The following is a 23,100-nucleotide window of genomic DNA, read 5'->3' as shown; positions in this document are numbered from 1 at the left end:
GCGCCACCGTAGTTTGAAACGCATAAACCAAACGGAGGATGCCGCATGGTTCGGGCACTGGCGTTGTTTGCCGCCCTGATGACCGCGACCCCGCTTCTGGCCGAAGACGGGCAGGAGGCAGTCACGACTTTTACACTGGATAACGGCATGGATGTCGTGGTGGTCGAGGATCATCGCGCCCCGGTCGTACAGCATATGGTCTGGTATCGGGCCGGTTCGGCGGACGAGCCCATCGGCGCGTCCGGCGTGGCGCATTTCCTGGAACACCTTCTGTTCAAGGCCACCGACACGCTTGAGGCCGGAGAGTTCTCGGCCACCGTGGCGGCCAATGGCGGCAATGACAACGCGTTCACGTCCTATGATTACACCGCCTATTTCCAGCGCGTCGCCGCTGACCGGCTGGAACTGATGATGCAGATGGAATCGGACCGGATGCGCAACATCCGCCTGACCGAAGCCGATATCGAAACCGAACGCGATGTGATCCTGGAGGAACGCAACCAGCGCACGGAAAACAACCCTCGTGCCCTCTTCGGCGAGCAGATGAGCGCGGCGCAGTATCTCAACCACCGGTATGGTGTGCCGATCATCGGCTGGAAGCACGAGATGGAGGAGTTGGATCTGGACGATGCGCTTTCCTTCTATCGGATACACTATTCGCCCAACAACGCGATTTTGGTGGTCACGGGTGACGTCGACCCGGAGGAGGTCCGCGTTCTGGCCGAAAAATACTATGGCGTGATCCCCGCCAACCCGGACCTGCCTGAACGGGTCCGCTCACAGGAGCCGCCGCAAACCGCCGAACGACGCCTGACCTTCAAGGATCCGCGTGTGGCGCAGCCCTACCTGCAGCGCAGTTATCTGGCGCCGGAACGTGACGCAGGTGCTCAGGAAAAGGCCGCAGCGCTGTATTTGCTGGCCGAATTGCTGGGTGGCGGCACCACTTCGTACCTCAATGAAAAACTGCAGTTCGAGAAGCAGATGGCCGTCTATGCAGGCGCGTTCTATCGGGGCGTATCGCTGGATGACACGACTTTCGATATGGTGGTCGTCCCGGCCGAGGGCGTCTCGCTGCAAGAGGCTGAGGATGCGATGGATCAGGCGGTTGCGGACTTCATTGCCGAAGGTGTGAACGCAGAGGATCTGGACCGGATCAAGATGCAGCTGCGTGCCGCCCAAACCTATGCGCGCGACAATGTCGACGGGATCGGCAACCGCTATGGCCGCGCGCTGACCACCGGCCTGACGGTCGAGGATGTGCAGGCCTGGCCCGACATTCTACAGGCCGTGACCGGGGAAGAGATCATCGCGGCCGCCCGCGAGGTGCTGCAGCCCGAAGCGTCTGTCACCGGATGGCTGACGCGTGACGATGAGGTGACGCAATGAAACGGATATTCGCAACCCTGATCGCCTTGGTCATTGCGATGCCCGCATGGGCCGAGATCGAGATTCAGGAAGTCACCTCGCCCGGCGGCATCAAGGCCTGGCTGGTCGAGGACCCTTCGATCCCTTTCACCGCGCTGGAGTTGCGGTTTCGCGGCGGCACCTCGCTGGATGACCAGGACAAGCGTGGCGCGGTCTATCTGATGAGTGGCCTGATCGAGGAAGGCGCGGGCGACATGGACGCGCGGTCCTACGCGCGAGAACTGGAATCGCTTGCGGCCTCGTTCACCTACAACGCCAGCGACGACACGGTTTCGATCTCGGCGCGGTTTCTGACCGAAAACCGGGATGAAGTGATCGATCTGCTGCGCACCACGATTCATGAGCCCCGCTTCGATCAGGACGCGATTGACCGGGTTCGCGCTCAGGTACTGTCCGGTTTGCGGTCGGACGAGACCGATCCTAACGACATAGCTGGCCGCAGCTTTGCCCGTATGGCCTATGGGGACCATCCCTATGGGTCCGAGGGCAAAGGAACGATCGAAAGCGTTTCCGCCCTGACGCGCGACGACATCGTTGCGGCCTACGACAACGTCTTTGCCCGGGACCGGCTGTATGTCGGGGCCGTCGGCGACATTTCGGCAGAAGACCTGGGTGCACTGCTGGACAGGCTGCTGGCCGATCTGCCCGAAACCGGCAAACCGATCCCGGACAAGGCGCAGGTTTCAATCACGGGCGGCATCAGCGTCGTGGATTTCGACACCCCGCAATCGGTCGCCCTGTTTGCGCAGAAGGGGATCGACCGTGACGATCCGGATTTCTTTCCCGCCTTTATTCTGAACCACATTCTGGGTGGCGGCGGGTTCGAAAGCCGCCTGATGCAGGAGGTTCGCGAAAAACGGGGCCTGACCTATGGCGTCGGAACCTATCTGGTGCCCAAAGATCTGGCCTCGGTCTATCTGGGGTCGGTGTCATCGGCCAATGACAGGATCGCAGAAGCGGTCGAGGTGATCCGCGATGAATGGGCGCGCGCCGCGTCCGAAGGCGTGACTCAGAAGGAACTGGATGATGCCAAGACCTACCTGACCGGTGCCTATCCGCTGCGCTTTGATGGCAACGGCCAGATTGCCGGGATCATGGTCGGGATGCAGATGGAAGGCCTGCCCATCGACTATATCGCCACCCGCAACGATAAGGTGAATGCCGTGACGCTTGAGGATGTGAACCGTGTGGCATCCGAACTGCTGGACCCCGAAGGCCTGCACTTTACCGTAGTGGGCAAGCCGGTCGGTCTGGAAACGACAAACTGATGATCAGGGGCTGAGCAAAGCTCAGCCCTTTTTCATATTCCGCAACATCTCACCCATCATCTGTCCGAACTTACCCGACCCACGCTGGTACAGCGCTCCGTCAACGGCCAGAACCGTGCCGCTGATATAGCTGGCCAGATCAGAGCTGAGGAACAGACAGGCATTGGCCACATCCTTCGGCTGTCCCCAGCGGCCCAAGGGCACGTCCTTGCGAAGCTCTTCGTGGGCGTTTTTGGTGGGGGCCAGTCGTTTGGCCCCTTCGGTGCCTTCGATGAATCCGGGCACGACCGAGTTCACGCGGATGCCCTCGACACCCCATTCCATCGACAATGTGCGGGTGATCTGATCCACCCCCGCCTTGGCGGCGCAGACATGCGCCTGACCTTCGTAAGGCAGATAGGATTGCGGGGCCGAGATGTTGATGATGCTGGCCCCGGGGCGCTTGAGGTAAGGATAGGCCCCCTTCATCACGTGGATCGTGCCCATCAGATCAATATCGATCACGGTCTTGAACGCATTGACCGACATCTCGGCCGCCAAGGCGGGAAAATTGCCCGCCGCGCCCGACACCAGAACGTCGAAATCTCCAAATGCCTCGTGGAATTGCTTGAGGCCCTCAGCCACAGCCTCAGGGTCACGCACGTCAAACGCCGCACCGACGGCATCCTGTGCGCCCGCAGCTTTCAGTGCGGCAACCGTATCATCGACCTTCTCCTGTGAACGGCTGGCAACGGCCAGTTTGGCACCCGAGGCCGCAAAGGCCTCGGCAATGCCCCGGTTGATACCGCTGGTTCCGCCGATTACGATGACGGTCTTTCCTGAAAAGTCCATGTAGGCCTCCCGAGATGCGGGAGCCCTACTCGCCGTAAGGCACCCAGATGTTCTTCACTTCCGTGGCAGCCTGCAGGAAGCGGCGGGAATGGTCCATGCTCCAGTCAAATGCCGTCGCGTTATTGACCCAGGTCCGTTTCAGGTTCCCGGCCGAGACCACCTCGATCTCTTTCGACAGGTCGGTGGAAGAGAACGACCAGACCGCATCGACGTTCAGATGCGAGGCCAGCGGTTTCGCCAGTTCCGCGTGGCTGCCGGTCAGGATGTTGACCACACCAGCGGGCACGTCCGAGGTTTCGAGGATCTGGTAAAAGTCCGTCGCCGCCAAAGGATAAGGCTCCGATGCTACCAGAACTGTCCGGTTGCCCATCGCAATGGCCGGGGCCATCACTGAAACCAAACCCAGCAAAGGTGCTTCGTCCGCGCACAGCGCGCCGATGACACCCACGGACTCTTTCATGGCAATCGCCACGCCGCGGATCGGAACGCCGTGCACCTGACCGTCATACTTGTCGGCCCAGGCAGCGGCAGTGAACAGGCGCTGGATCGAGGCGTCTACCTCTTTGGCGCCGTCCTTCTTGCCGGTCATGGCGTCGATACGAGCGGCGAACTCATCAGTACGGGCCGAGAGGTTCTCGCCAATATAATAAAGGATCTGTGCGCGCAGATGGCCGGTGGTCTTGGACCAGCCTTTGGCCCCCGCTGCAGCTTCAACGGCGTTGCGAACGTCTTTGCGGTTTGCAAGGCCGACATGACCCAGCAGTCCGGACTTGCCCCAGACGGGTTTCGAATAACCCCCATCGGGGCGCGCCTGCTTGCCGCCCACATACATCTTGGCGGTGCGGTCAATCGGATCGACCGGAGCACCTTCGCCCATCGCAGCTTCAACCTTCGCCAGCGGCTTGGTCTTGCCCTTGGGCCTGGTGTAGGCCGCAAGACCTTCCCAACCGCCTTCACGGCCAAAGCCGCTTTCGCGTACGCCGCCAAAGCCTGCGGCGGCGTCGAACAGGTTGGTGGCATTCACCCAGACCACACCCGCAACCAGCTTGGGCGCGATGTCCAGTGCGAGGTTCACATTTTCGGTCCAAACCGTCGCGGCCAGCCCGTAGCGGGTGTTGTTGGCCAGCTCGACCGCCTCTTCCGGCGTGCGGAAGGTCGAGGACACCAGCACCGGTCCAAAGATCTCTTCCTGCATCAGCGGATCGGATGTCTCCAGCCCCGAGATCAGCGTCGGAGGATAGAAGCAGCCGATCGCGGGCATCTCGCAAGCGGCCTGATGCACTTGACCAGCCGTGTTGCTTTCGACCATGCCCTTGATGGTCTGCAACTGAACCGGGTCCACAACGGCACCCACGTCGATGCATTTGTCCAGCGGGTTGCCAATGCGCAAGCCGTCCATGCGCGCGCGCAGCTTGTCGTGGAAACGGTCGGCAATGCCTTCCTGCACCAACAGGCGCGAGCCTGCACAACACACCTGACCCTGATTGAACCAGATCGCGTCAACCAGACCTTCGATGGCGCTGTCGATATCGGCGTCGTCAAACACGATGTAGGCGGACTTTCCGCCCAGTTCCAACGTCAGTTTCTTGCCCGATCCAGCTGTCGCTTCCCGGATCCGGCGGCCAACGACGGTCGAGCCGGTAAATGCGATCTTGTCAACGTCCGACGCCACGATCATCTCGCCCACTGCACCATCACCGGTGACGATGTTGACCACGCCTTTCGGCAGACCCGCCTGCGAACAGATATCGGCAAACAGCAGCGCAGTCAGCGAGGTGTATTCGGCCGGTTTCAAAACCACCGTGTTGCCCATGGCCAGCGCCGGAGCGATTTTCCACGCCAGCATCAGCAGGGGAAAGTTCCACGGAATGATCTGGCCGCAAACCCCCAACGCCTCGGCACCGGGCAATTCGCTCTCCATCAGCTGCGCCATGCCCGCGTGGTAATAGAAATGCCGCTGCGCCAGAGGGATATCGATATCGCGCGACTCGCGGACCGGCTTTCCGTTGTCCAGGCTCTCCAGAACCGCAAACAGGCGCGAATGTTTCTGCAAAAGCCGTGCAATGGCATAGAGATACCGCGCACGTCCAGCGCCACCCAGTTTCTCCCATTTCGGCTGCGCCGCGCGTGCGGCAGCAACAGCGGCGTCCACGTCTGCCTGTTTGGCCTGCGTCAGCCTGGCCAGCACCTCTCCGGTGGCTGGATTGCGGCTGTCAAAGCCCTTGCCGGGCTTGGTGAAGGCGCCATCGATATAGTGACCGAACTTGTCGCCCTGATCGACCAGCCAGGCCAGCGCCTCGGCTGCGCTTTCTGGGGCAGGGCCGTAATCCATGGTTTCGAAAATCTCTTTGACTGTCATTTCAAGACCCAACTTCTTGAGAGCTTTTCTAGCTTTCCAGCTTTTTGTAGTCGCTGGCCGGCCCAGCGCATGTCGTATTGCCACGTATAGAACAAGTCGCCAGATGCCCTAAGCTCGCGTTCATGTTGGTCCCAGATAGCTTTTGCAATCTGGGATACGCTGCCCTCGCCCTTCAAATGTGACAATGCTTCTAGTATCCAGGTTTGCAGGTCTGCTTTAGTTGCCATGTTCTTGTCCTCAGCCCATGGAGTGACGGTAGCCAGCCGAGTACGCCCCGGTGACATAGTGCTCCAACTGCCGTTCGATATCGCCCAGCAACGATGACGCGCCAAAGCGGAACAGATCGGGCTGCAGCCAGCGGTCGCCCAGTTCATCCTTGATCAACGCCAGGTACACCAGCGCATCTTTGGCCTTCGAAATTCCGCCCGCAGGCTTGTAGCCAACCCGATAGCCTGTGCGGTCATAGTAGTCACGGATCGCGCGGATCATCACCAGCGACACGGGTAAAGTGGCGTTGACGCTTTCTTTCCCGGTCGAGGTCTTGATGAAGTCCGCCCCGGCCATCATGCAGACCAGCGAGGCGCGCGCGACATTGCGCAGGCTGCCCAGTTCTCCGGTTGCAAGGATGGCTTTGACATGTGCATCGCCACAAGCCACGCGGAAGGCCTTCATTTCCTCGTACAGCGCCTGCCAGTCGCCCGACAGCACGTGACGGCGCGAGATCACGATGTCGATTTCTTCGGCACCAGCCTTCACGCTTTCTTCAATCTCGGCCACGCGCAGGTGGAAGGGTGACAAACCGGCGGGGAAGCCAGTGGATACAGCAGCGACCGGGATACCGGTGCCTTCAAGTGCGTCCACGGCAGTTTCGATCATGTCGTGATAGACACAAACCGCCCCTGTGGTGATCGGCGGCATATCCAGCGCTTGCAGAACTGAAGGTGCCACAGGCTGCCGGGCCTTGGCGCACAGGCGACGCACGCGGCCAACGGTGTCGTCGCCGGACAGGGTCGTCAGGTCGATCATGGTAATCGCCTTGAGCAGCCAGGCCGCTTGATATTCCTTTTTGACTGAACGGCGGCCGGGCAGCGTCGCCGCGCGGCGCTCAATCGCCGAGGTGTTGGCCTGAACGGCACGAACCCAGTCCATGTCCAGTTCCATGCCGGGGTTTCTGGGTTCTGTCACTTGCGGCAGATGCGCGGTGCGCACGGGGCTTTCTGAGCTCTGCGTATCCATCATCACGTCCTTTGGGAGGTTTGCGCCAAAATCGCACGGGACGCGGTGAAAGGGAAGGTGTTCGGCTGCTCTCAGCTCAAATTTTTTGACCATTTGGACAAAAAAGGCGTTTTCTTGCGAGTAATTCGCAATAGCATTGACTTAGTTGCGAATGGTTCGCATATTCATTCTCAAGAGGATGCCATTTTGGGGCTGAATATGATTCGTCGCAGCTTTCTTGCAGTACTGGCCGTGGTCGCCATTCTGCCTTTGTCCGCCTTGGCCGAAGCGCCGCTGAAGGTGGTCGCCACTACCGGCATGATTGCCGATGCCGCCCGTCAGGTCGGGGGTGATCAGGTCGAAGTTAAGGGCCTCATGGGCCCCGGCGTCGACCCGCATGCATATCGCCAGACTCGCAGCGACATCGTTGCGATGACCCGCGCCGACCTTATTCTATGGCACGGTCTGTACCTTGAAGCGCAGATGGAAGATTTCTTTCATGACCTTGGCCGCAAGCGTACCGTCGTTGCCGTTGCCGAAGGAGTCGACAAAGCCAAGTTGCGTGCGCATGACGATTATGCCGACAAATACGACCCGCATGTGTGGATGAGCCCGGCCCTGTGGCGTGATGTTGTGATCGAAGTGCAGAAAGCGCTGACCGAGGCGCGCCCCGAAGCAGCGGGCATCTTTGCCGCCAACGCACAGGCGCATCTGGCCGAACTCGAACAGCTCGAAGCCTATGCCGGTCAGGCCCTGGCGTCTGTCCCGGAAAACAACCGTGTACTTGTCACCGCGCATGATGCCTTTGGCTATTTCGGGGCCGAGTACGGCTATGAAGTGATGGGTATACAAGGCATTTCGACCCAGTCCGAGGCCGGTCTGAACCGGATCGGAGAGCTGGTGGATGCGCTGGTCGAGAAGCAATTGACCGCAGTTTTCGTGGAAAGCTCGGTCTCCGACCGCTCGATGCGTGCATTGATCGAAGGCGCCGCTTCCAAGGGCCACGAAGTGGGCGTAGGTGGCGAGCTGTATTCGGATGCCATGGGCGAACCGGGCACGTATGAGGGTACCTATATCGGCATGCTGGATCACAACATTACGGTTATTGCCGGGGCGCTTGGGGCCGATGTGCCTGCGCGCGGCATGAACGGCAAATTGTCGGCGGGGTTCTGAGGCAATGCTTGAACTGGCCGCAAATCAGGGTGTTTCAGTGACCGACCAAAGCGCCGGAGACAGCCCGCTGGCCATTCGCGGACTGACCGTTTCTTATGGTCAGAAACCGGCGGTGTTTTCGGTGGACATGACAGTCCAGCCGGGGGCGATGACGGCGATTATCGGGCCGAACGGCGCTGGTAAGTCGACCCTTCTCAAGGCAGCTCTGGGGATCGTGTCGCCTTTGTCGGGGCAAGTCACGGTCTATGGTCAGCCGCTTGAGAAACAGCGCGCTCGTATTGCCTATGTGCCGCAGCGCGCCAGCGTGGATTGGGATTTTCCGACCCGCGTGATTGATGTGGTGCTGATGGGGCTGTCGCGCGAACTTGGGCTGCTGGGCCGCGTACGTGCGCGGCATATGTCGCGGGCGATGGACTGCCTGCACCGCGTCGGTATGCGCGATTTCGCCGATCGTCAAATCGGCCAGTTGTCCGGCGGGCAGCAGCAACGTGTGTTTCTGGCCCGCGCGCTGGCGCAGGATGCCGATCTGTATCTTCTGGACGAACCCTTTGCCGGTGTCGACGCAGCTACCGAAAAAGCTATCATCGCGGTTCTGAAATCACTGAAAGAAGCCGGCAAGACTGTCGTGGTCGTGCATCATGATCTGGCCACCGTGACCGACTATTTCGACCATGTCTTCCTGATCAACACCCGTAAGGTTGCTGAAGGCCCCGTGGCGCAGGCCTTTACGGCCGAAACCCTGCAATCCGCCTATGGAGGTCGTCTGGCAACCGCCCAGATCGACCAGATTTCCCGCGCGCTGGGGTAAATCATGTTTTGGGACGCCCTGACCCTGCAGCTTGGCTATAACGCCACGCTGGTCGCCATCGGTGCCAGCTTGCTGGGCGTGTCCGCTGGTGTGGCTGGAACCTTCTTGTTTCTGCGCAAACGCGCGTTGGTAAGCGATGCGATCAGCCATGCGACCCTTCCGGGCGTGTGCCTGGCCTTCATGGCGCTGGTTGCGCTGGGCGGCGACGGGCGCAACCTGATTGGCCTGCTGGCGGGCTCCGCTGTGTCTGCCTGGGTGGGTCTGCTGTGCATGAACTGGCTGACCCGGCACACCCGTCTGGCCGAGGATGCCGCCATTGGCGCCGTCCTGTCCGTGTTCTTCGGGATGGGGATCGTGCTGCTGACCGTGATCCAGACCATGGGTGTAGGCCGTCAGGCCGGGTTGGAGGGGTTCCTGCTGGGCTCGACCGCAGGGATGCTTTGGGCTGACGCACTGATCATCGCCATGGGCGGGGCGGTTACGCTGCTGCTGGTGATGATCATACGCCGCCCCATGATGATGGTGGCCTTTGATCCGGAATACGCGGCCGCCCGAGGCGTACCGGTGCACCGGGTCGATCTGGCCATGATGGGGCTGGTCATGGCCGTCACGGTTGTGGGCCTGAAAATCGTTGGGCTGATCCTGATCGTCGCCCTGCTGATCATCCCGCCCGTGACTGCGCGGTTCTGGTCCGACCGGTCGGACCGGGTCGTCCTGCTGGCCGGGTTGACCGGTGGGATGGCTGGGTATCTGGGTGCTGGGATTTCAGCCTCGGCCCCCAATCTGCCGACGGGGCCAATCATCGTGCTGGTCAGCTTTGGCTTTTTTGCCCTGTCGCTGCTTTTTGCGCCGGTTCGCGGCGTTCTGGCCGCGATTTTGCGCCACCTGAGGTTCCAGCGTCGCGTTCATATCCGTCAGGGTTTGCTGGCAATGGCGCAGGGGCAGAAGATATACGAGCCGTTGACCTTGCGGTTGCTGCGCCGGGCCGGCCTTGTGCGGGCCGATGGCGTGGCGACTGAGGCGGGCAAGGCGCGCGCCGCCAAAGCCCTGCGCGATGAAAAACGGTGGGAGATCGTGCGCGCCGATCAGGCGCATGAGGCAACGGCGGCACTTTATGACGGGTTGCGCGACATCGAATCTGTTCTGACCCGCGATCAGATCACTGAAATCGACCGCCGCATCGGTGGCCCGCAGGAGGTCATGCCATGAGCGGTGAAGAATTCGTTCCCTTATCCCTGACGCCATTGCTGATCGGAACGTTTGCGGCGATTGCATGCGCCCTGCCCGGCAACTTTCTTGTGCTGCGCAAGCAGGCGCTGATCGGGGATGCCATCAGCCATGTGGTGCTGCCCGGTATCGTTGTGGCCTTTCTGCTGACCGGAGCGATTTCGACCTGGCCGATGATGCTGGGCGCAGCGGGTGCTGCGGTTGTCGCCGTGGTGATGATCGAGGCAATACGGCGTCTTGGTCAGATTGAACCCGGCGCAGCGATGGGCGTGGTCTTCACCACCATGTTCGCCGCAGGTGTGCTGTTGCTGGAACAGACGGACACCTCGACCGTGCATCTGGACGTAGAGCATGCGCTTTACGGCAACCTGGAAAGCCTGATCTGGCTGGACGCCACGGGCTGGGCCTCGCTGCTGGACGCTACGGCGCTGGCAGGCCTGCCGCCGGAACTGCCGCGCATCGCCCTGACGCTGGCCGGTGTGGTTCTGTTCACCTGGCTGTTCTGGCGACCGCTCAAGATCTCGACCTTCGACGAAGGGTTCGCGCGCACGATGGGCATAAGAACGGGTGCCTTGGGTATGGCGCTTGTGATCGTGGCGGCGGTCGCAGCGGTTGCGGCGTTTGACGCGGTAGGGTCAATCATCGTGATCGCGATGTTCATCTGCCCGCCTGCCGCGGCGCGGATGATGACAAACCGGCTGGAAACCCAGATCGCATGGAGTGTTCTGTTCGCCGTACTGTCCGCCGTTTCCGGCTACATACTGGCCGGGTACGGGCCACTGTGGCTGGGCGGTGCGGATGCGGTCAGCGCGGCAGGGATGATTGCGACCATGTCAGGTCTGATACTGGCGTTGGCCGCCGTATTCGGCCCGTGCCGGACCCGTGCCGGGGCACCTGCGGCTGCCTGAAGCGGCGCTTTCCCGCCAACCGTTGACGTGACGTCTCGGCCAAAACCTGCCCAAGTGAATGCGCATTCAGAGTTAACGCGAAATTCATCAGGTCCCGTGCTAGGGACGGGTCAATTGAACTTCGAACGACCACCACTCACCAAAGAACGTTCGGGCAATTGTGATCATGACGCCGCTATCAGACCGGCGCGATACAATTGTCCGAACGCCCCCTCGTTTCCCGAAATACAGGTTTCAAATCGGTGGCAGAATCGCTCGTGATTGTGCTAGGTCTGGTGGTATGGCGCAGGCATACCGCAATATCGGCGAAAATCGCCCCAAAATCCGTCAACTTGACGACGCGGCGATAAATCGTATCGCCGCGGGTGAAGTGGTGGAGCGACCTGCCTCGGCGGTTAAGGAACTGGTCGAAAACGCCATTGACGCGGGGGCGACGCGGATCGCCATAGATATCGCTGATGGCGGCAAGACGCTGATTCGAGTCACAGACGATGGCTGCGGCATCGCGACCGAGGATCTGCCGCTGGCCTTGTCCCGCCATGCGACGTCAAAGATAGATGGGACGGATCTGCTGAACATCCACACCTTCGGCTTTCGGGGTGAGGCACTGCCGTCTTTGGGTGCCGTTGGCCGCCTGACCATCACAAGCCGCGTGCCGGGGGCGGATGCGGCACAGGTCCATGTGTCGGGCGGGAAGATAGAGCCGGTTAAACCGGCGGCCCTGCGTGCGGGCACTGTTGTCGAGTTGCGCGACTTGTTCTTTGCGACACCTGCGCGCCTGAAGTTCATGCGCACCGACCGGGCCGAGGCACAGGCGATCACCGATATGGTCAAACGTTTGGCCATGGCCGAGCCCTCGGTCACTTTCACCCTGCGCGACGTCTCGGGCGGGGGAGAGGGGCGCGTAACCTTCCGCGCCGACCGCGAGAACGGCGATCTGTTTGACGCCCTGCACGCCCGTCTGTCCCGCGTGATCGGGCGCGAGTTTGCCGAGAACGCGTTGCAGATCGATGCCACGCGCGAGGGCATCCGGCTTTACGGTTACGCCGCGTTGCCGACCTATTCCCGGGGGGCAGCGGTGGCGCAGTACCTGTTCGTGAATGGGCGACCCGTTCGCGACAAGATGCTGACCGGCGCGTTGCGGGCAGCCTATTTCGATTTCCTCAGCCGAGACCGCCACCCGGCAGCAGCACTGTTCATCGATTGTGATCCGACGCTGGTGGATGTGAACGTCCATCCCGCCAAATCCGAAGTGCGGTTCCGCGACCCGGGTCTTGCACGCGGGTTGATCGTGTCCGCCCTGCGTCATGCGCTGGCCGATGCCGGACACCGTGCGTCCTCGACCGTGGCCAATGCCACTTTGGGTGCGATGCGGCCGGAACCGGCGCATCCGGCGCCGGCGCGGGTCTACCAGATGGACCGCCCTTCACCAGCCGCACATCAGGCGGCCTACCGGGCGCAGGCCCCGGGCTTTGCCGAACTGGCAAACGACTACAGCGGAAGCATTGTTGACGCGGCGCCTTTGGCGTCCGCGATTGCGACGGTGGAAGAACCGCCTGCACAGGACCTGCCGCTGGGTGCGGCGCGCGGGCAGGTGCATGAGAATTACATCATTGCCCAGACCGCCGATGGCATGGTGATCGTTGATCAGCACGCAGCGCATGAACGGCTGGTCTATGAAAAGCTGAAAAACCAGACGGCCGCAAATGGCGTTGCCGCGCAGGCCTTACTGATCCCCGAAATCGTTGAAATGTCCGAAGGGGATTGTTCGCGTCTGATGGCGGTGGCCGAAGATCTGTCCCGCTTCGGCCTGACGATCGAACCCTTTGGAGGCGGCGCAATCGCCGTTCGCGAAACCCCGGCCATTCTGGGTGAGGTCGATGCCAGGGCGATGATCCTGGATATCCTGGATGAGCTGACCGATCAGGGCGAAAGCCAGAAGGTACAGGCGCGGATCGAGGCGATCCTCAGCCGGGTGGCCTGCCATGGTTCCGTCCGGTCAGGCCGCCGGATGCGGGCCGAAGAAATGAATGCTCTGCTGCGCGAGATGGAGGCCACTCCACATTCCGGCCAGTGCAACCACGGTCGACCCACCTATGTCGAATTGAAGCTGAGCGATATCGAACGCCTGTTCGGGCGCAGTTGATCCTGCGCCCAAGACAGGCTAAGGGGAATAAAACAAGAACATCCGAGGCAGCATGATCGAGATTGCAGGTACCCAATACGCGTTGAACGACCCATTGATTCTGATCGTGGGTGGAGTGGTTGCGCTGATCTTGCTGCTGTTGTTCCTGTCGCTTCGTGCGGCCAACCGCTCAGCCCGGATGGCGGAACCGCTGGCGCGGCAGATGGCGCATCTGGGCCAGCATGTGCAGCAGTTGGGGCAAGGGCAGGAGCAGCTGCGTGGCGGGCTGCAGCACGTGTCGGACACGCAGGCCAATGCGCAGGTTCAGGTGATCCAGACGGTCGAGGCGCGCCTGTCTTCGGTCCAGCAGCAGATGAACGACCGGCTGGCGGACAACGCGATGAAATCGGCCCGCGCCCTGGCCGAGATGCAGGAACGGATGAAGGAATCGCTGCACGGGTCGTCGAAACAGACCGCGACCTCGCTGACCCAATTGCAGGAAAGGCTGGCCGCCATCGACAAGGCGCAGGACAACATCACCAAATTGTCAGGGGATGTGCTGTCCTTGCAGGATATTCTTTCCAACAAACAGCGGCGCGGGATGTTCGGGGAAATCCAACTGAACGACATCGTGTCCAAGGCGCTGCCGACCGACAGCTATTCGTTGCAGGCCACCCTTTCGAACGGCAAACGGGCGGATTGCCTGATCCACCTGCCCAACCCGCCCGGCCCCATCGTAATTGACGCAAAGTTTCCGCTGGAAGATTTCGAAGCGCTGGCCGCTGCCCAGACTCGGGCCGAAGTGGACAGATGCCTGAAGGCCTTTGGTGCGGCGGTGAAGGTGCACATCAGGACTATTTCCGAGAAGTACATTCTGGACGGTGAAACAGCCGACGGTGCGCTTATGTTTGTTCCGTCCGAAGCCATCTATGCCGAATTGCACGCGCGCCTGCCCGAAGTGGTCCGCGAAGGGTTCGCGGCACGTGTCTGGATCGTTTCACCCACGACCTGCATGGCAACGCTGAACACGATGCGCGCGATCCTCAAGGACGCCCGGATGCGCGAACAGGCTGGCGCGATCCGCCGGGAGTTGGGCATGCTGCACAAGGATGTCGAAAGGCTGGGCGATCGCGTGGCCAATCTGGACCGGCATTTCGGGCAGGCCGCCAAAGACATCTCGGACATCAAGATCAGCGCTGAAAAGGCGGGACGCCGGGCACAACGTCTGGACAATTTCGATTTTGAGGAACTGTCCCCGGACGATCACGCCAACGTTGTGCCCTTGGGCAAGACCGAGGCCTGATCGCGCGGGTCAGATCCGCAGGAATGGCTGGAACAGGCGCGGCATCAGTTTGGTGAATTTCAGGGGCGCGTCCGTCACCGCCAGACAGATGCAGTCGGCCGAGATGTCGGCCACCGGCATGTGATGCAGGTCCTGATCGGCGATTTCGACATCACCACGCGCAAAGTGGTCGACCTCATCCGAAAACGCGCCCTGCAACACCATGGTCAGTTCTGTTCCATGGTGGCTGTGATCCGGTACGGCAGACCCTGCAGGGATAAACAGCAACCGGGCCGTTGACTCGCGTGTCGTCGGCAGAATCGCTTGCTTGACGCCCATGCCAATCGGCCTCCAGCGGATCGCGTTCACATCGCCACCGACGTAATCCTGCAAGGGCGCGGGCAGAACGGAGCAGGCTGGCTGTGCCGGCTTGGGCGTCGGCGCGCCCTGGGAAATCAAGGCCATGGTCGCCGCCAAAGAATCCTCGCCCATTGCGGGCATCTCGACCTGATCCTCCAAAACCTCGCCACCAATGATGTTGTAGCTTTCAGCCACGGCCCGGCAGCGGTCGCACAGTGACAAATGCGTTGCGACCATCAGATCGAATGCCTCGGGCAGCGTTCCTGCTGCATAGGCCATCAGCAGGTCGTCGGTCAGGTGATGTTTAATGGCTTCTGTCATCGTTTTCTCAGTTCATCGCATGGCGCAGGCGATCCAGCGCCAGTCTAATTCGTGATTTGATTGTTCCCAGCGGCAATCCGGTTTCCGACGCGATTTCGCGGTGACTCAGATCGCCGAAATATGCTTTTTCGATCAGTTGGCGCTGCGCTTCGGGCAGAGCCTTCATAGCAACCCGCAATTGGTCGGTTTCCTGTTGCAGGGCAACAACCTCGGTTTGATCCGGTTCGGCTTCGGGTCCCCAGCCCAGATCCTCGGGTTCGGGGCGGCGTTGTTTGCGCAGGATGTCGATCCGCTTGTTCCTTGCAATCGTGAACACCCAGGTTGCCACAGTGGCGCGGGTCGGATCGAAAAGATGCGCCTTGTGCCACAAAGTTGCCATCACCTCCTGCGCGCATTCTTCAGCAGTGGTGCCATCGGCACCGGACTTGATCAGGAACGCCTTGATACGTGGTGCAAAATGCCGGAACAGCTCGGCAAAAGCCGCCTGATCCTGCGTGTCACGTATGCGCTTGACGTGATCAACCCATTCGGACCTGACACCGCACTTCTTTTGCTTTCCGTTCAATTGTTTACCCTTGATGCGTTTCTTTGCGACCCAAGGCTGGCCCGCGCCACTTGGGGGCGCAGGATCGTCGAGCGTCGCGGTGTCGATCTCGGTAAACATAACCACATTACGTGGCAGCGCCAAAGCCGGATCATTTAGCCCTGCATTTTTTGATCCGATTTGCCCATCTGGCCGTAACAAAACTGAAATCAGCGCATTAAGTTTGCAGAAACTGCATTATTGGTAGTCTGACAGGAACCCGTAGCCGCATGAACAAAATCGACCATATCGCGGGGCACATCTATCACAGCCGGAAAGGTGAGATTGAGAACGCGTTTCGGTATTCGGTCGATTTCATTCTGTTCGACCCCGAAAACCTGCCGGAAACACCATCTCTGTTCTCCTTTCGGCGTGCCAACGTGATGAACTGGCGCGACCGCGATCATGGTGGCAGCCCAGGTGAAGGGCAGGGAGTGAACTGGCTGCGCAGCAGGCTTGAGGAGATGGGCTTGCCCTCGCCGTCTCGAATCTTGCTGCTGACGCAACCGCGCGTACTGGGGCACGTGTTCAACCCGGTCAGCTTCTGGCTTTGCCTTGACCCGGACGCGCAACTTTTCGCAGTGATCGCCGAAGTGACGAATACCTATGGCACGCGGCACAGCTATCTTTGTCATAAGCCCGACCTGTCGCCGATCCGGCCCGAAGATCGAATAGTGGCGGACAAGAAGATGCATGTTTCTCCGTTTCAGAAGATCGAAGGGACGTACAGCTTCCGGTTTGACTTCCGACCGGACCGAGTTGGCGTCATGATCGACTACTCCCGGAAGGATGGCGGATTGGTGGCAACCCTGACCGGGTTGCGGGCACCGTTAACCAACCGCTCAATCCTGACGGCGCTTGTCCGTCGCCCCTTTGGGGCGCGCCGGGGATTTGCCCTGATCCTATGGCAGGCTTTGAAGCTGTGGATCAAGAAGGCCACGTTCCGACCCTTTCGAACCGCACCGGTGCCAGAGCAGCCGGTGTCGCGCCCCCGCATGTAAGATTCCCTCAGAGCAGGCGACGTTTGCGTAAGATCAAAGACGCGGCCGTTGCGTCGTGATTGTGATAGCCTGAAACCCGCGAACATAAGGAGATGGGACATGCTGGAAATTTCGGCCAGAAAGGTAGCCCAGGTGGCAATGATGGGGCGCGAGCTGGGGCGTGCCGAAGCAGAGCTGCGCGCTTTCGTCGACCGCATGAGCGAAGACGAGCAGGCCGAGCTGGTGGCGATCATGTGGATCGGCCGCGAGAGCTTTTTTGCCGAAGATCTGGCCGAAGCCATCGCAACCGCAAAATCCGAGGCCTCGACCCCCTGTGCCGACTACCTGATCGGCACACCGCACCTGTCTGATCATTTGGAAAACGGGCTGGATGCGCTGGGGATTTCGGCCGAGGATGTCGAGAATGACCTGATGTAGGCTCCATATGCCTGAACCATCGAACAGGGCCAGAGTCGTCTGATCCTGCTTTGGATTTCGAAGACCCGCAAGCAGAACATTAATTCGGATTAATCCGGTGTTTTGGCATCGTTAACACTCCGCTCCTTTATCAGAACTGTGACCAGAAACGTTGTTCGGATGAGAAGGAGAAGGCGATGGCACATGTACACACAGCCAGACCGCAGCGCAGCTTCTTTGCCGGTCTGAGTTCAGATTATCGCGCGCTCAGAGATGAGTTTGCGCGTCGCCGGCAGGTCGCTGAGTCGATGCAAACGCTGGAAAAAATGACTGACCGACAATTGGACGACATCGGCATTCCGCGCCATCGGATCGCACGATCCGCCTATCAAAGCGTCTATGGTCAGTCCCCAGTGGAACTGCGTCGCTAGGCTGGTTCGTCCCGACACGGACCGATCTTTGTCTGCAATTCAAGGAACAAAACGATGTTAGATACTATTGGAGTACACCAGGAGCGCCCCATTGCCAGCGCATTGCTGCTTTTTGACCGGGCCATGCAAATCCGTGCTGTTCGGTCTGATATTGTGCGGGCCGCTCAGGAACTGAACCGTCTGTCCGATAACCAGCTGTCCGAGCTTGGAATCAATCGGTCTGACCTTGATGAAACGATCCAGCTTTACATCTGAAAGCGGGATGTCGGAACAGCCGCATCGCCACGCCGATGCGGCTGTTTTCTTGCGCGCTGAGAAAAAGCTCAGCTTGTGTGATCCACAATCTGCAAATGCTGCGCCAGCGTGTCGATTTCGCCCATCCACGCCGCCACCAGTTTGGGATCGCTGGGCGCCGCATGAACGCCAGCGGGAATGGCGCGGTTCAGGACGGCTTCGACGGCCAGTGAGACCGGGATCGATACCAGACGGGCCATGGCAGTGCCGCGTTCATCGCCCCAGGCGTCCATGACGTAGGTTTTGTGCCAGACCTCGGCCCCGTCTTTTTCGGCCTTCAGGCCGACGCACAGAACCACGCGGTCGGGTTCGCCGTCGTCATAGGCGTTTTCTTCCCAGAACTGATCGGACATCTCTTTCAGCCGCGCATCGCCGTCCGGTCCGGTCAGGGTTTCGATTTCGCGGAACACGTCCGACCACGCGTCCGCCCAGCCGTTCAGACGCAGAGTACCGCGGACGAATTCCTTGACCGGCCAGTGATCCTCGAAGTGATACTGCGCCATGAAAGGGATCGAGTCGCGGTTTGGGTAAACCTCAAAGCTTTCCGGCGCTGGAAGCGGCGCGATATAGCTGCTGATCGCATCCCATGGGCGTGTGACATCCAGCGGGGCGTAATCGCGGATCGATTTCGAGGGCGAGCGCAGCGCCTTGAGCACACCCAACGGCGACCAGCTGAACTTGTAACGGAATGGGTTGGGGTTCTTCGGGATACCGCCGCAATACGAGATGAAGCTCAGGTGGTTCTGCGGATCGAACGCATCCGAGGCGCGGTACTCATCGACCAGTGCATGTGCCATCAGGTGGTCGATACCCGGGTCCAGACCAACCTCGTTGACCAGCGCCACGCCGGCCTCGCGCGCCTTGTCGTCCAGCGCGCGCATTTCGGGCGCGATATAAGACGACGAGACGAAATTCGCCCCTTTCGAAATCGCCAGCTCCGCCAGCGGCACATGCCAGTCGCCCGGCAGCATGGACACGATCACGTCGCCCTTTTCCAGTACCGCACCAAGTGCGTCGATGTCGAAAGCGCGGATGTCATCCGTCAGGTCTCCGACCTCGGCTTTGGCTTTTTCGATGGTCCGGTTCCAGACAGTGATCTTGTGCCCGCCCTCGAACAGGCGGCGCAGGCCGGGAATGGCCGAGAGGCCGGTGCCACACCAGTGAATCGTCATCGCTCAGATCCCTTCGATATGTGTTTTGTAGGTTGCTTCCGCCCGGCCCCAGACGCCACTTTCCAGATTGGTCAGGGTCAGCAGAGAGGGCAGCAGTTGCGCCGCGTAGTCTTCGGAACTTTCAACCGGCAGCATCGACGGCAGGTTGTCGATCGCCATCACATCCATCACCGGATCACTTGCCACGCGCAGGGCGGGGGCGTCCCAGGTGGTGGCCCGGTCATATACCGGAACCGGGTTGTAGTCGCTGTCCGGGTCGCAGGCCACGTCACCGATGGCGGTCAGCTTGCGAGTTGCGGTCAATGCCTCACGCGGGACGAAGACGGGCGTACCGGGGCGGGCGAAGATGCAGTTCAGGAACAGGTCATGGTCGAGAATTTCCTGAAAGGGTCCGCCGCTGGCGGTTTCGGCCATGTCCCATTTGGTGACTGTAACGCCCATGGCTTCGCACAGATCAGCCGCGCCCGTTCCGACACGCCCCAAGGCACCGATGACAATGGCGCGGGGGCGGTCGGTGCCGGTCGCGTCCAGTTCGGCCAGAAGCTCCGCGTTCAGCGCATCTTTGCTGGGATAGACACCCACGGGCGGACATACCTCATCGCGCTGCTGTGCGGCCCACGTCTTCAGCGTCACCGCCGCGCCTGCGTACCCGGCCCAGTACCCGAAAGCCGCAACCCGGCGGTCGTTTTCGTCGACCAGATATTCCAGGTCATAAAGCGTGCCGCCACCGGTCTTGAACCGCTCCAGCAGCGCGCGGCCAGAATGCTGGCCCTTAAAGGCGTGGCCGAACATGATGTGTCGATGCGGCAGGGGCGTGCCATCCTCGGGCAGTTCCTTGAGGCCGAAGATGATTGCGTCCCGCGGGGCGTCGGGCCATGAATTCTCGGCCGCGATCTCACACCCGGCGTCCTTGTAGCCGTCGATCGTGATCGCACGGACATGGCTTTCCTCGACCGTCACGCGGATGCCTGCGGCAAGCAGCGCGGCGGCGCCTTCGGGGGTCAGGCCGACCCGTTCTTCGTTCGGGCGCTGTTCTGCCCGGACCCAGAGATGTGTCATTCGTTGTCCTTTTGTCAGAGCATTCCGGCGGCGCGCACCGCCTGAACCGATGCGCGTGCTTCCATCGCCTCGCGGAAGGCGACAATCTTGGGAAAGGCCGAGACGTCCACGCCGTCGCCCTCAAGCCAGCTGCAGACGACAAAAAGATATGCATCAGCCAGCGAGAACGCCTCGCCCAGTACAAACGGTCCGCGCAGACCGTTCGACGAGATATAGTCGCAGGACGCGGTCATCGTCTGCGGTACCTTGTCTTTCATATCCTTCCAGCTGGTTTTCTTGTCTGCCCAACGCGGCCCGCGCAGCTTGTGCGCGTGGTTCACATGCATGGTTGAGGCCAGATAGTACATCACCTCGCGCATACGGGCCGCCATGACCGGGTCGTCAGGCACCAGCCCGGCTTCGGGCGCTTTGACCGCGATGTAGTCCAGCAGCGCGCCTGTTTCGGTCAGAATACCGCCGTCAACGGCCAATGCCGGCACGCGTCCTTTGGGGTTGATCTGCTTGTAGGCCGGTTTGGTCTGCTCGGCTTCTGCAAAATCCAGACGTATGGCCTCGTATTCCAAACCCGCTTCCTCCAGCGCGATGGCGACGGCGACTGAAATCGTGCGGGGCGCGTAGTAGAGTTGCATCAGATGGCCTCCGGTTTCCTTACAGATGGGTCTGGGCAAACTGCCGGTCGGGCGCTTCCAGATGTGGCACGGCATTGAACAGAACCGTACTGAGCTGCGGGCCGATCGGATGCAGACGATGCATGGACGTGTTCATTATGGCAAGTGCCACGCGAGCCATGGAAGGTATGTCCAGCCCCATCGCCTGCCGCACGACCATGGAAATCAGTCCCCCCGAGGTGACAACGATGGCCGGGCCACCCTCGGTTCCGATATCCCGCAATGCCGCCGAAACCCGGGCTTCGAATTCAGCGAAGGTCTCTGGTGTGTTGCGGATATCGCCGCTTGCCCAGGCCGCAAAGGTTCGGGGCAGGTGTTCGACAAAACCCTCCCGGTCCGTCGGAACGGCCACGCCATGCTGTTCCTCGAACAGCTTTGCGATTGTGAAATATTCAATCTCGTTCAGCCGCGCGTCGCGCACCGGGTTGAGCAGTTCCATGCTGGAAGCGGTCTCCACATGCCGGGTCAGGGTGCCACAGTACGCCCGCGTGTGATGCGTATGCGTTTCCTTGAGGTACCCCCCAAGCCACCGCGCCTGCTGATGGCCCAGCTCGCTGAGCTTGTCATAGTCTTTTTCATCACGCGCAGAGGTGTTGGCCTGTCCGTGACGAACCAGTGTGATATGTGACATGGTGGTTCCTCTTGGCGTCATGTCTTAAGACAGGTTCATTGCCGGGGCCAGAGGTGTTGCACCCGCCCGGAGTGAAAAATCGCGGATCCGATGCAGCGGAAGACTTGCAGGTCAATGCGCGGCCCATAAGTTTGATCGTGACAAGGGGGCAATCATGGCTGTCGATGAAAACCGGTTTCTGGCCGATCTGCACAAATTGCGCTCGTTTGGGGCGGCGGGTGTTGGGAAGGGCGTGGTCAGGCCCGCCTATTCCGACGCGGATATCGCGGCGCGCCGCTGGCTGGCCGGTCGGATGGAAGACGCCGGACTGCGCCCGCATTTCGATCCGGTCGGAAACCTGTTTGGGTTGGCCGCCGGTCCGTCGCTGCTGATGGGGTCGCATTCCGACAGCCAGCCAGAAGGTGGTTGGCTGGATGGTGCGCTGGGCGTCATCGCGGCACTTGAAGTGGCGCGCGCAACGGATCGCGCGATTTCGGTCGTCAGCTTTCAGGATGAAGAAGGGCGGTTTGGCGTGACCACCGGGTCTGCCGTGTGGTCGGGAACGCTGCCTTTGTCCGCAGCGGATGCTCTCACCGATCATGAAGGCACGGCATTTTCCGAGGCCCGCGCCTTGATGAGTGGTCTGGCTCAGAACTTCGTCGATCCCGGTCGGTTCACCGGGTTTCTCGAGATGCATATCGAACAGGGGCCTGCGCTGGACACCAGCAGGGATCAGATCGGTGTCGTGACCGACATCGTTGGCATCCGCGACATGAAAATCACCTTTGAGGGACAGCAGAATCATGCGGGCACAACACCGATGCATCTGCGTCGGGATGCCTTTCAGGCAGTGTCCCTGTTCAATTCGCTGATCAACGACCGGTTCCGGAATGTGGTTGCCCCCGAAACGGTCTGGACCATTGGCCATGTCGATATGCATCCCAACGCGTCGTCCATCGTGCCGGGGCTTGCTCGCTTCTCGATGCAATGGCGCGACGGTACATCTGACCGGCTGGAACGGATGGAGCAGATCATCCGCGCGACCGCGCAGGAGGTCGCCGATCAGATGAACATGTCGTTGACCTTCGGGCCGTTGCTGGGGCTGGAGCCCGTGGCGATGGATCGGGAACTCCGCGCGGCGCTGGAACAGGGGGCGGAAAGAATTGCCCCATCCCGCTGGCGTTCCATGCCGTCTGGCGCGTTGCATGATGCAACCAATGTGTCCCGCCTGATGCCGGTTGCTATGCTGTTCGTGCCGTCGATCAACGGGATTAGTCATGACTTCTCAGAAGATACGTCCGAACATGATCTGATCGCGGGGCTGCATGTACTTGAACATGCAGTCAACGCGCTGCCTTCGGGCAAATTCGTTGCCTGACGGAGAAAAGTTTCCCAAAGGGGAATTGCCGGTTGTATATCCTGGTATACAACTGCTGCCAAAAACAACGTTTGCGCCTCAGCCATCTGAGATTGTGTCGTTGCCGTTTGTTTTGCAAAACTACAAGCGTTGAAGTCAGGAGAGAACAGGAATGTCGACGTATTATTCTGAAGAGCACGAGTGGCTGCGAGTTGAAGGAGAAGTTG

At 60.6% G+C, this 23,100-nt stretch carries 23 protein-coding genes; 13 read left to right on the top strand and 10 right to left on the bottom strand.

Going from position 1 to position 23,100, the window contains the following annotated elements; all coding sequences use genetic code 11:
* Positions 1-45 precede the first annotated feature (45 nt).
* Both ACR0J8_RS13780 and ACR0J8_RS13775 read left to right on the top strand, forming a co-directional pair.
* Positions 46-1,386 carry a M16 family metallopeptidase gene (locus ACR0J8_RS13780; RefSeq protein ID WP_480522933.1) on the top strand — a complete coding sequence of 447 codons (1,341 nt, stop codon included), beginning with the start codon at positions 46-48 and terminating at the stop codon, positions 1,384-1,386.
* Positions 1,383-2,693, top strand: a complete 1,311-nt coding sequence (locus ACR0J8_RS13775; protein ID WP_480522932.1) for a M16 family metallopeptidase — start codon at positions 1,383-1,385, stop codon at positions 2,691-2,693. The genes ACR0J8_RS13780 and ACR0J8_RS13775 overlap by 4 nt, the downstream gene beginning before the upstream one ends.
* Positions 2,694-2,714: 21 nt before the next feature.
* Here ACR0J8_RS13775 and ACR0J8_RS13770 read toward each other — a convergent pair whose 3' ends face one another.
* Genes ACR0J8_RS13770 through deoC form a run of 4 tightly spaced genes read right to left on the bottom strand, consistent with a single transcriptional unit; the run spans position 2,715 to position 7,119 of the window.
* Positions 2,715-3,524 carry an SDR family oxidoreductase gene (locus ACR0J8_RS13770; protein ID WP_480522931.1) on the bottom strand — a complete coding sequence of 270 codons (810 nt, stop codon included), beginning with the start codon at positions 3,522-3,524 and terminating at the stop codon, positions 2,715-2,717.
* 25 nt (positions 3,525-3,549) lie between these two features.
* Entirely contained in the window at positions 3,550-5,883 is a 2,334-nt protein-coding gene (locus ACR0J8_RS13765) for an aldehyde dehydrogenase family protein (protein WP_480522930.1), read from the bottom strand.
* Entirely contained in the window at positions 5,880-6,110 is a 231-nt protein-coding gene (locus ACR0J8_RS13760) for a hypothetical protein (protein ID WP_480522929.1), read from the bottom strand. Before ACR0J8_RS13760 ends, ACR0J8_RS13765 begins: the two co-directional genes overlap by 4 nt.
* Positions 6,111-6,120: 10 nt before the next feature.
* Positions 6,121-7,119 carry a deoxyribose-phosphate aldolase gene (gene deoC / locus ACR0J8_RS13755; protein ID WP_480522928.1) on the bottom strand — a complete coding sequence of 333 codons (999 nt, stop codon included), beginning with the start codon at positions 7,117-7,119 and terminating at the stop codon, positions 6,121-6,123.
* A gap of 198 nt (positions 7,120-7,317) precedes the next feature.
* Between deoC and ACR0J8_RS13750 the strand changes: the two genes are divergently transcribed.
* The 6 genes from ACR0J8_RS13750 to ACR0J8_RS13725 all read left to right on the top strand — a co-directional run bounded on the left by ACR0J8_RS13750 (position 7,318) and on the right by ACR0J8_RS13725 (position 14,642).
* Positions 7,318-8,271, top strand: a complete 954-nt coding sequence (locus tag ACR0J8_RS13750; protein WP_480522927.1) for a metal ABC transporter solute-binding protein, Zn/Mn family — start codon at positions 7,318-7,320, stop codon at positions 8,269-8,271.
* A gap of 4 nt (positions 8,272-8,275) precedes the next feature.
* Complete coding sequence (locus tag ACR0J8_RS13745; RefSeq protein WP_321249758.1) at positions 8,276-9,079, top strand: metal ABC transporter ATP-binding protein; 804 nt, start codon at positions 8,276-8,278, stop codon at positions 9,077-9,079.
* A 3-nt stretch (positions 9,080-9,082) separates the two neighbouring features.
* A complete protein-coding gene (locus ACR0J8_RS13740; RefSeq protein ID WP_480522926.1) occupies positions 9,083-10,288 on the top strand; it encodes a metal ABC transporter permease in 1,206 nt (401 codons plus the stop codon).
* Positions 10,285-11,214 (top strand): metal ABC transporter permease, encoded by a 930-nt coding sequence (locus tag ACR0J8_RS13735; RefSeq protein WP_480522925.1) that lies wholly within the window; start codon positions 10,285-10,287, stop codon positions 11,212-11,214. Before ACR0J8_RS13740 ends, ACR0J8_RS13735 begins: the two co-directional genes overlap by 4 nt.
* A gap of 280 nt (positions 11,215-11,494) precedes the next feature.
* Entirely contained in the window at positions 11,495-13,360 is a 1,866-nt protein-coding gene (gene mutL / locus ACR0J8_RS13730) for a DNA mismatch repair endonuclease MutL (protein ID WP_480890707.1), read from the top strand.
* 52 nt (positions 13,361-13,412) lie between these two features.
* On the top strand, positions 13,413-14,642 hold the full coding sequence (locus ACR0J8_RS13725) for a DNA recombination protein RmuC (RefSeq protein ID WP_170613113.1): 1,230 nt from the start codon (positions 13,413-13,415) through the stop codon (positions 14,640-14,642).
* Between the two features lie 9 nt (positions 14,643-14,651).
* Here ACR0J8_RS13725 and ACR0J8_RS13720 read toward each other — a convergent pair whose 3' ends face one another.
* Positions 14,652-15,302 carry a ChrR family anti-sigma-E factor gene (locus ACR0J8_RS13720; protein WP_480522923.1) on the bottom strand — a complete coding sequence of 217 codons (651 nt, stop codon included), beginning with the start codon at positions 15,300-15,302 and terminating at the stop codon, positions 14,652-14,654.
* A 7-nt stretch (positions 15,303-15,309) separates the two neighbouring features.
* Positions 15,310-15,966 (bottom strand): sigma-70 family RNA polymerase sigma factor, encoded by a 657-nt coding sequence (locus ACR0J8_RS13715; RefSeq protein WP_480523168.1) that lies wholly within the window; start codon positions 15,964-15,966, stop codon positions 15,310-15,312.
* Positions 15,967-16,115: 149 nt separating this feature from the next.
* On the opposite strand from ACR0J8_RS13715, the gene ACR0J8_RS13710 reads away from it, so the two are divergent.
* The 4 genes from ACR0J8_RS13710 to ACR0J8_RS13695 all read left to right on the top strand — a co-directional run bounded on the left by ACR0J8_RS13710 (position 16,116) and on the right by ACR0J8_RS13695 (position 17,968).
* A complete protein-coding gene (locus tag ACR0J8_RS13710; RefSeq protein ID WP_480522922.1) occupies positions 16,116-16,886 on the top strand; it encodes a DUF1365 domain-containing protein in 771 nt (256 codons plus the stop codon).
* A 99-nt stretch (positions 16,887-16,985) separates the two neighbouring features.
* A complete protein-coding gene (locus tag ACR0J8_RS13705; protein ID WP_170613119.1) occupies positions 16,986-17,303 on the top strand; it encodes a DUF3775 domain-containing protein in 318 nt (105 codons plus the stop codon).
* Between the two features lie 176 nt (positions 17,304-17,479).
* On the top strand, positions 17,480-17,713 hold the full coding sequence (locus tag ACR0J8_RS13700) for a YjiS-like domain-containing protein (RefSeq protein WP_170806978.1): 234 nt from the start codon (positions 17,480-17,482) through the stop codon (positions 17,711-17,713).
* 54 nt (positions 17,714-17,767) lie between these two features.
* Positions 17,768-17,968, top strand: a complete 201-nt coding sequence (locus ACR0J8_RS13695) for a DUF1127 domain-containing protein (RefSeq protein ID WP_170613123.1) — start codon at positions 17,768-17,770, stop codon at positions 17,966-17,968.
* 68 nt (positions 17,969-18,036) lie between these two features.
* On the opposite strand, the gene ACR0J8_RS13690 is transcribed toward ACR0J8_RS13695, so the two are convergent.
* Genes ACR0J8_RS13690 through ACR0J8_RS13675 form a run of 4 tightly spaced genes read right to left on the bottom strand, consistent with a single transcriptional unit; the run spans position 18,037 to position 21,537 of the window.
* Complete coding sequence (locus ACR0J8_RS13690; protein ID WP_480522921.1) at positions 18,037-19,179, bottom strand: saccharopine dehydrogenase family protein; 1,143 nt, start codon at positions 19,177-19,179, stop codon at positions 18,037-18,039.
* 3 nt (positions 19,180-19,182) lie between these two features.
* Positions 19,183-20,238 carry a saccharopine dehydrogenase gene (locus ACR0J8_RS13685; protein ID WP_480522920.1) on the bottom strand — a complete coding sequence of 352 codons (1,056 nt, stop codon included), beginning with the start codon at positions 20,236-20,238 and terminating at the stop codon, positions 19,183-19,185.
* Between the two features lie 14 nt (positions 20,239-20,252).
* Positions 20,253-20,867 (bottom strand): glutathione S-transferase family protein, encoded by a 615-nt coding sequence (locus ACR0J8_RS13680; RefSeq protein WP_480890702.1) that lies wholly within the window; start codon positions 20,865-20,867, stop codon positions 20,253-20,255.
* A gap of 19 nt (positions 20,868-20,886) precedes the next feature.
* Positions 20,887-21,537, bottom strand: coding sequence for a histidine phosphatase family protein (locus ACR0J8_RS13675; protein WP_480522918.1), 651 nt, complete (start codon positions 21,535-21,537; stop codon positions 20,887-20,889).
* Positions 21,538-21,691: 154 nt separating this feature from the next.
* On the opposite strand from ACR0J8_RS13675, the gene ACR0J8_RS13670 reads away from it, so the two are divergent.
* Complete coding sequence (locus ACR0J8_RS13670; protein WP_480890700.1) at positions 21,692-22,894, top strand: Zn-dependent hydrolase; 1,203 nt, start codon at positions 21,692-21,694, stop codon at positions 22,892-22,894.
* Positions 22,895-23,100: the final 206 nt, after the last annotated feature.

The sequence above is a fragment of the Ruegeria sp. N11 genome (assembly GCF_056531525.1).
The sequence above is the reverse complement of the archived record's forward strand: the minus strand, read 5'-3'. Positions and strand labels throughout refer to the sequence as shown.

Coding starts and splice junctions, on each gene's coding strand:
- ACR0J8_RS13780 (WP_480522933.1), top strand. CDS start 46: ATGGTTCGGGCACTGGCGTTGTTTGCCGCCCTGATGACCGCGACCCCG.
- ACR0J8_RS13775 (WP_480522932.1), top strand. CDS start 1,383: ATGAAACGGATATTCGCAACCCTGATCGCCTTGGTCATTGCGATGCCC.
- ACR0J8_RS13770 (WP_480522931.1), bottom strand. CDS start 3,524: ATGGACTTTTCAGGAAAGACCGTCATCGTAATCGGCGGAACCAGCGGT.
- ACR0J8_RS13765 (WP_480522930.1), bottom strand. CDS start 5,883: ATGACAGTCAAAGAGATTTTCGAAACCATGGATTACGGCCCTGCCCCA.
- ACR0J8_RS13760 (WP_480522929.1), bottom strand. CDS start 6,110: ATGGCAACTAAAGCAGACCTGCAAACCTGGATACTAGAAGCATTGTCA.
- deoC (WP_480522928.1), bottom strand. CDS start 7,119: ATGGATACGCAGAGCTCAGAAAGCCCCGTGCGCACCGCGCATCTGCCG.
- ACR0J8_RS13750 (WP_480522927.1), top strand. CDS start 7,318: ATGATTCGTCGCAGCTTTCTTGCAGTACTGGCCGTGGTCGCCATTCTG.
- ACR0J8_RS13745 (WP_321249758.1), top strand. CDS start 8,276: ATGCTTGAACTGGCCGCAAATCAGGGTGTTTCAGTGACCGACCAAAGC.
- ACR0J8_RS13740 (WP_480522926.1), top strand. CDS start 9,083: ATGTTTTGGGACGCCCTGACCCTGCAGCTTGGCTATAACGCCACGCTG.
- ACR0J8_RS13735 (WP_480522925.1), top strand. CDS start 10,285: ATGAGCGGTGAAGAATTCGTTCCCTTATCCCTGACGCCATTGCTGATC.
- mutL (WP_480890707.1), top strand. CDS start 11,495: ATGGCGCAGGCATACCGCAATATCGGCGAAAATCGCCCCAAAATCCGT.
- ACR0J8_RS13725 (WP_170613113.1), top strand. CDS start 13,413: ATGATCGAGATTGCAGGTACCCAATACGCGTTGAACGACCCATTGATT.
- ACR0J8_RS13720 (WP_480522923.1), bottom strand. CDS start 15,302: ATGACAGAAGCCATTAAACATCACCTGACCGACGACCTGCTGATGGCC.
- ACR0J8_RS13715 (WP_480523168.1), bottom strand. CDS start 15,966: ATGTTTACCGAGATCGACACCGCGACGCTCGACGATCCTGCGCCCCCA.
- ACR0J8_RS13710 (WP_480522922.1), top strand. CDS start 16,116: ATGAACAAAATCGACCATATCGCGGGGCACATCTATCACAGCCGGAAA.
- ACR0J8_RS13705 (WP_170613119.1), top strand. CDS start 16,986: ATGCTGGAAATTTCGGCCAGAAAGGTAGCCCAGGTGGCAATGATGGGG.
- ACR0J8_RS13700 (WP_170806978.1), top strand. CDS start 17,480: ATGGCACATGTACACACAGCCAGACCGCAGCGCAGCTTCTTTGCCGGT.
- ACR0J8_RS13695 (WP_170613123.1), top strand. CDS start 17,768: ATGTTAGATACTATTGGAGTACACCAGGAGCGCCCCATTGCCAGCGCA.
- ACR0J8_RS13690 (WP_480522921.1), bottom strand. CDS start 19,179: ATGACGATTCACTGGTGTGGCACCGGCCTCTCGGCCATTCCCGGCCTG.
- ACR0J8_RS13685 (WP_480522920.1), bottom strand. CDS start 20,238: ATGACACATCTCTGGGTCCGGGCAGAACAGCGCCCGAACGAAGAACGG.
- ACR0J8_RS13680 (WP_480890702.1), bottom strand. CDS start 20,867: ATGCAACTCTACTACGCGCCCCGCACGATTTCAGTCGCCGTCGCCATC.
- ACR0J8_RS13675 (WP_480522918.1), bottom strand. CDS start 21,537: ATGTCACATATCACACTGGTTCGTCACGGACAGGCCAACACCTCTGCG.
- ACR0J8_RS13670 (WP_480890700.1), top strand. CDS start 21,692: ATGGCTGTCGATGAAAACCGGTTTCTGGCCGATCTGCACAAATTGCGC.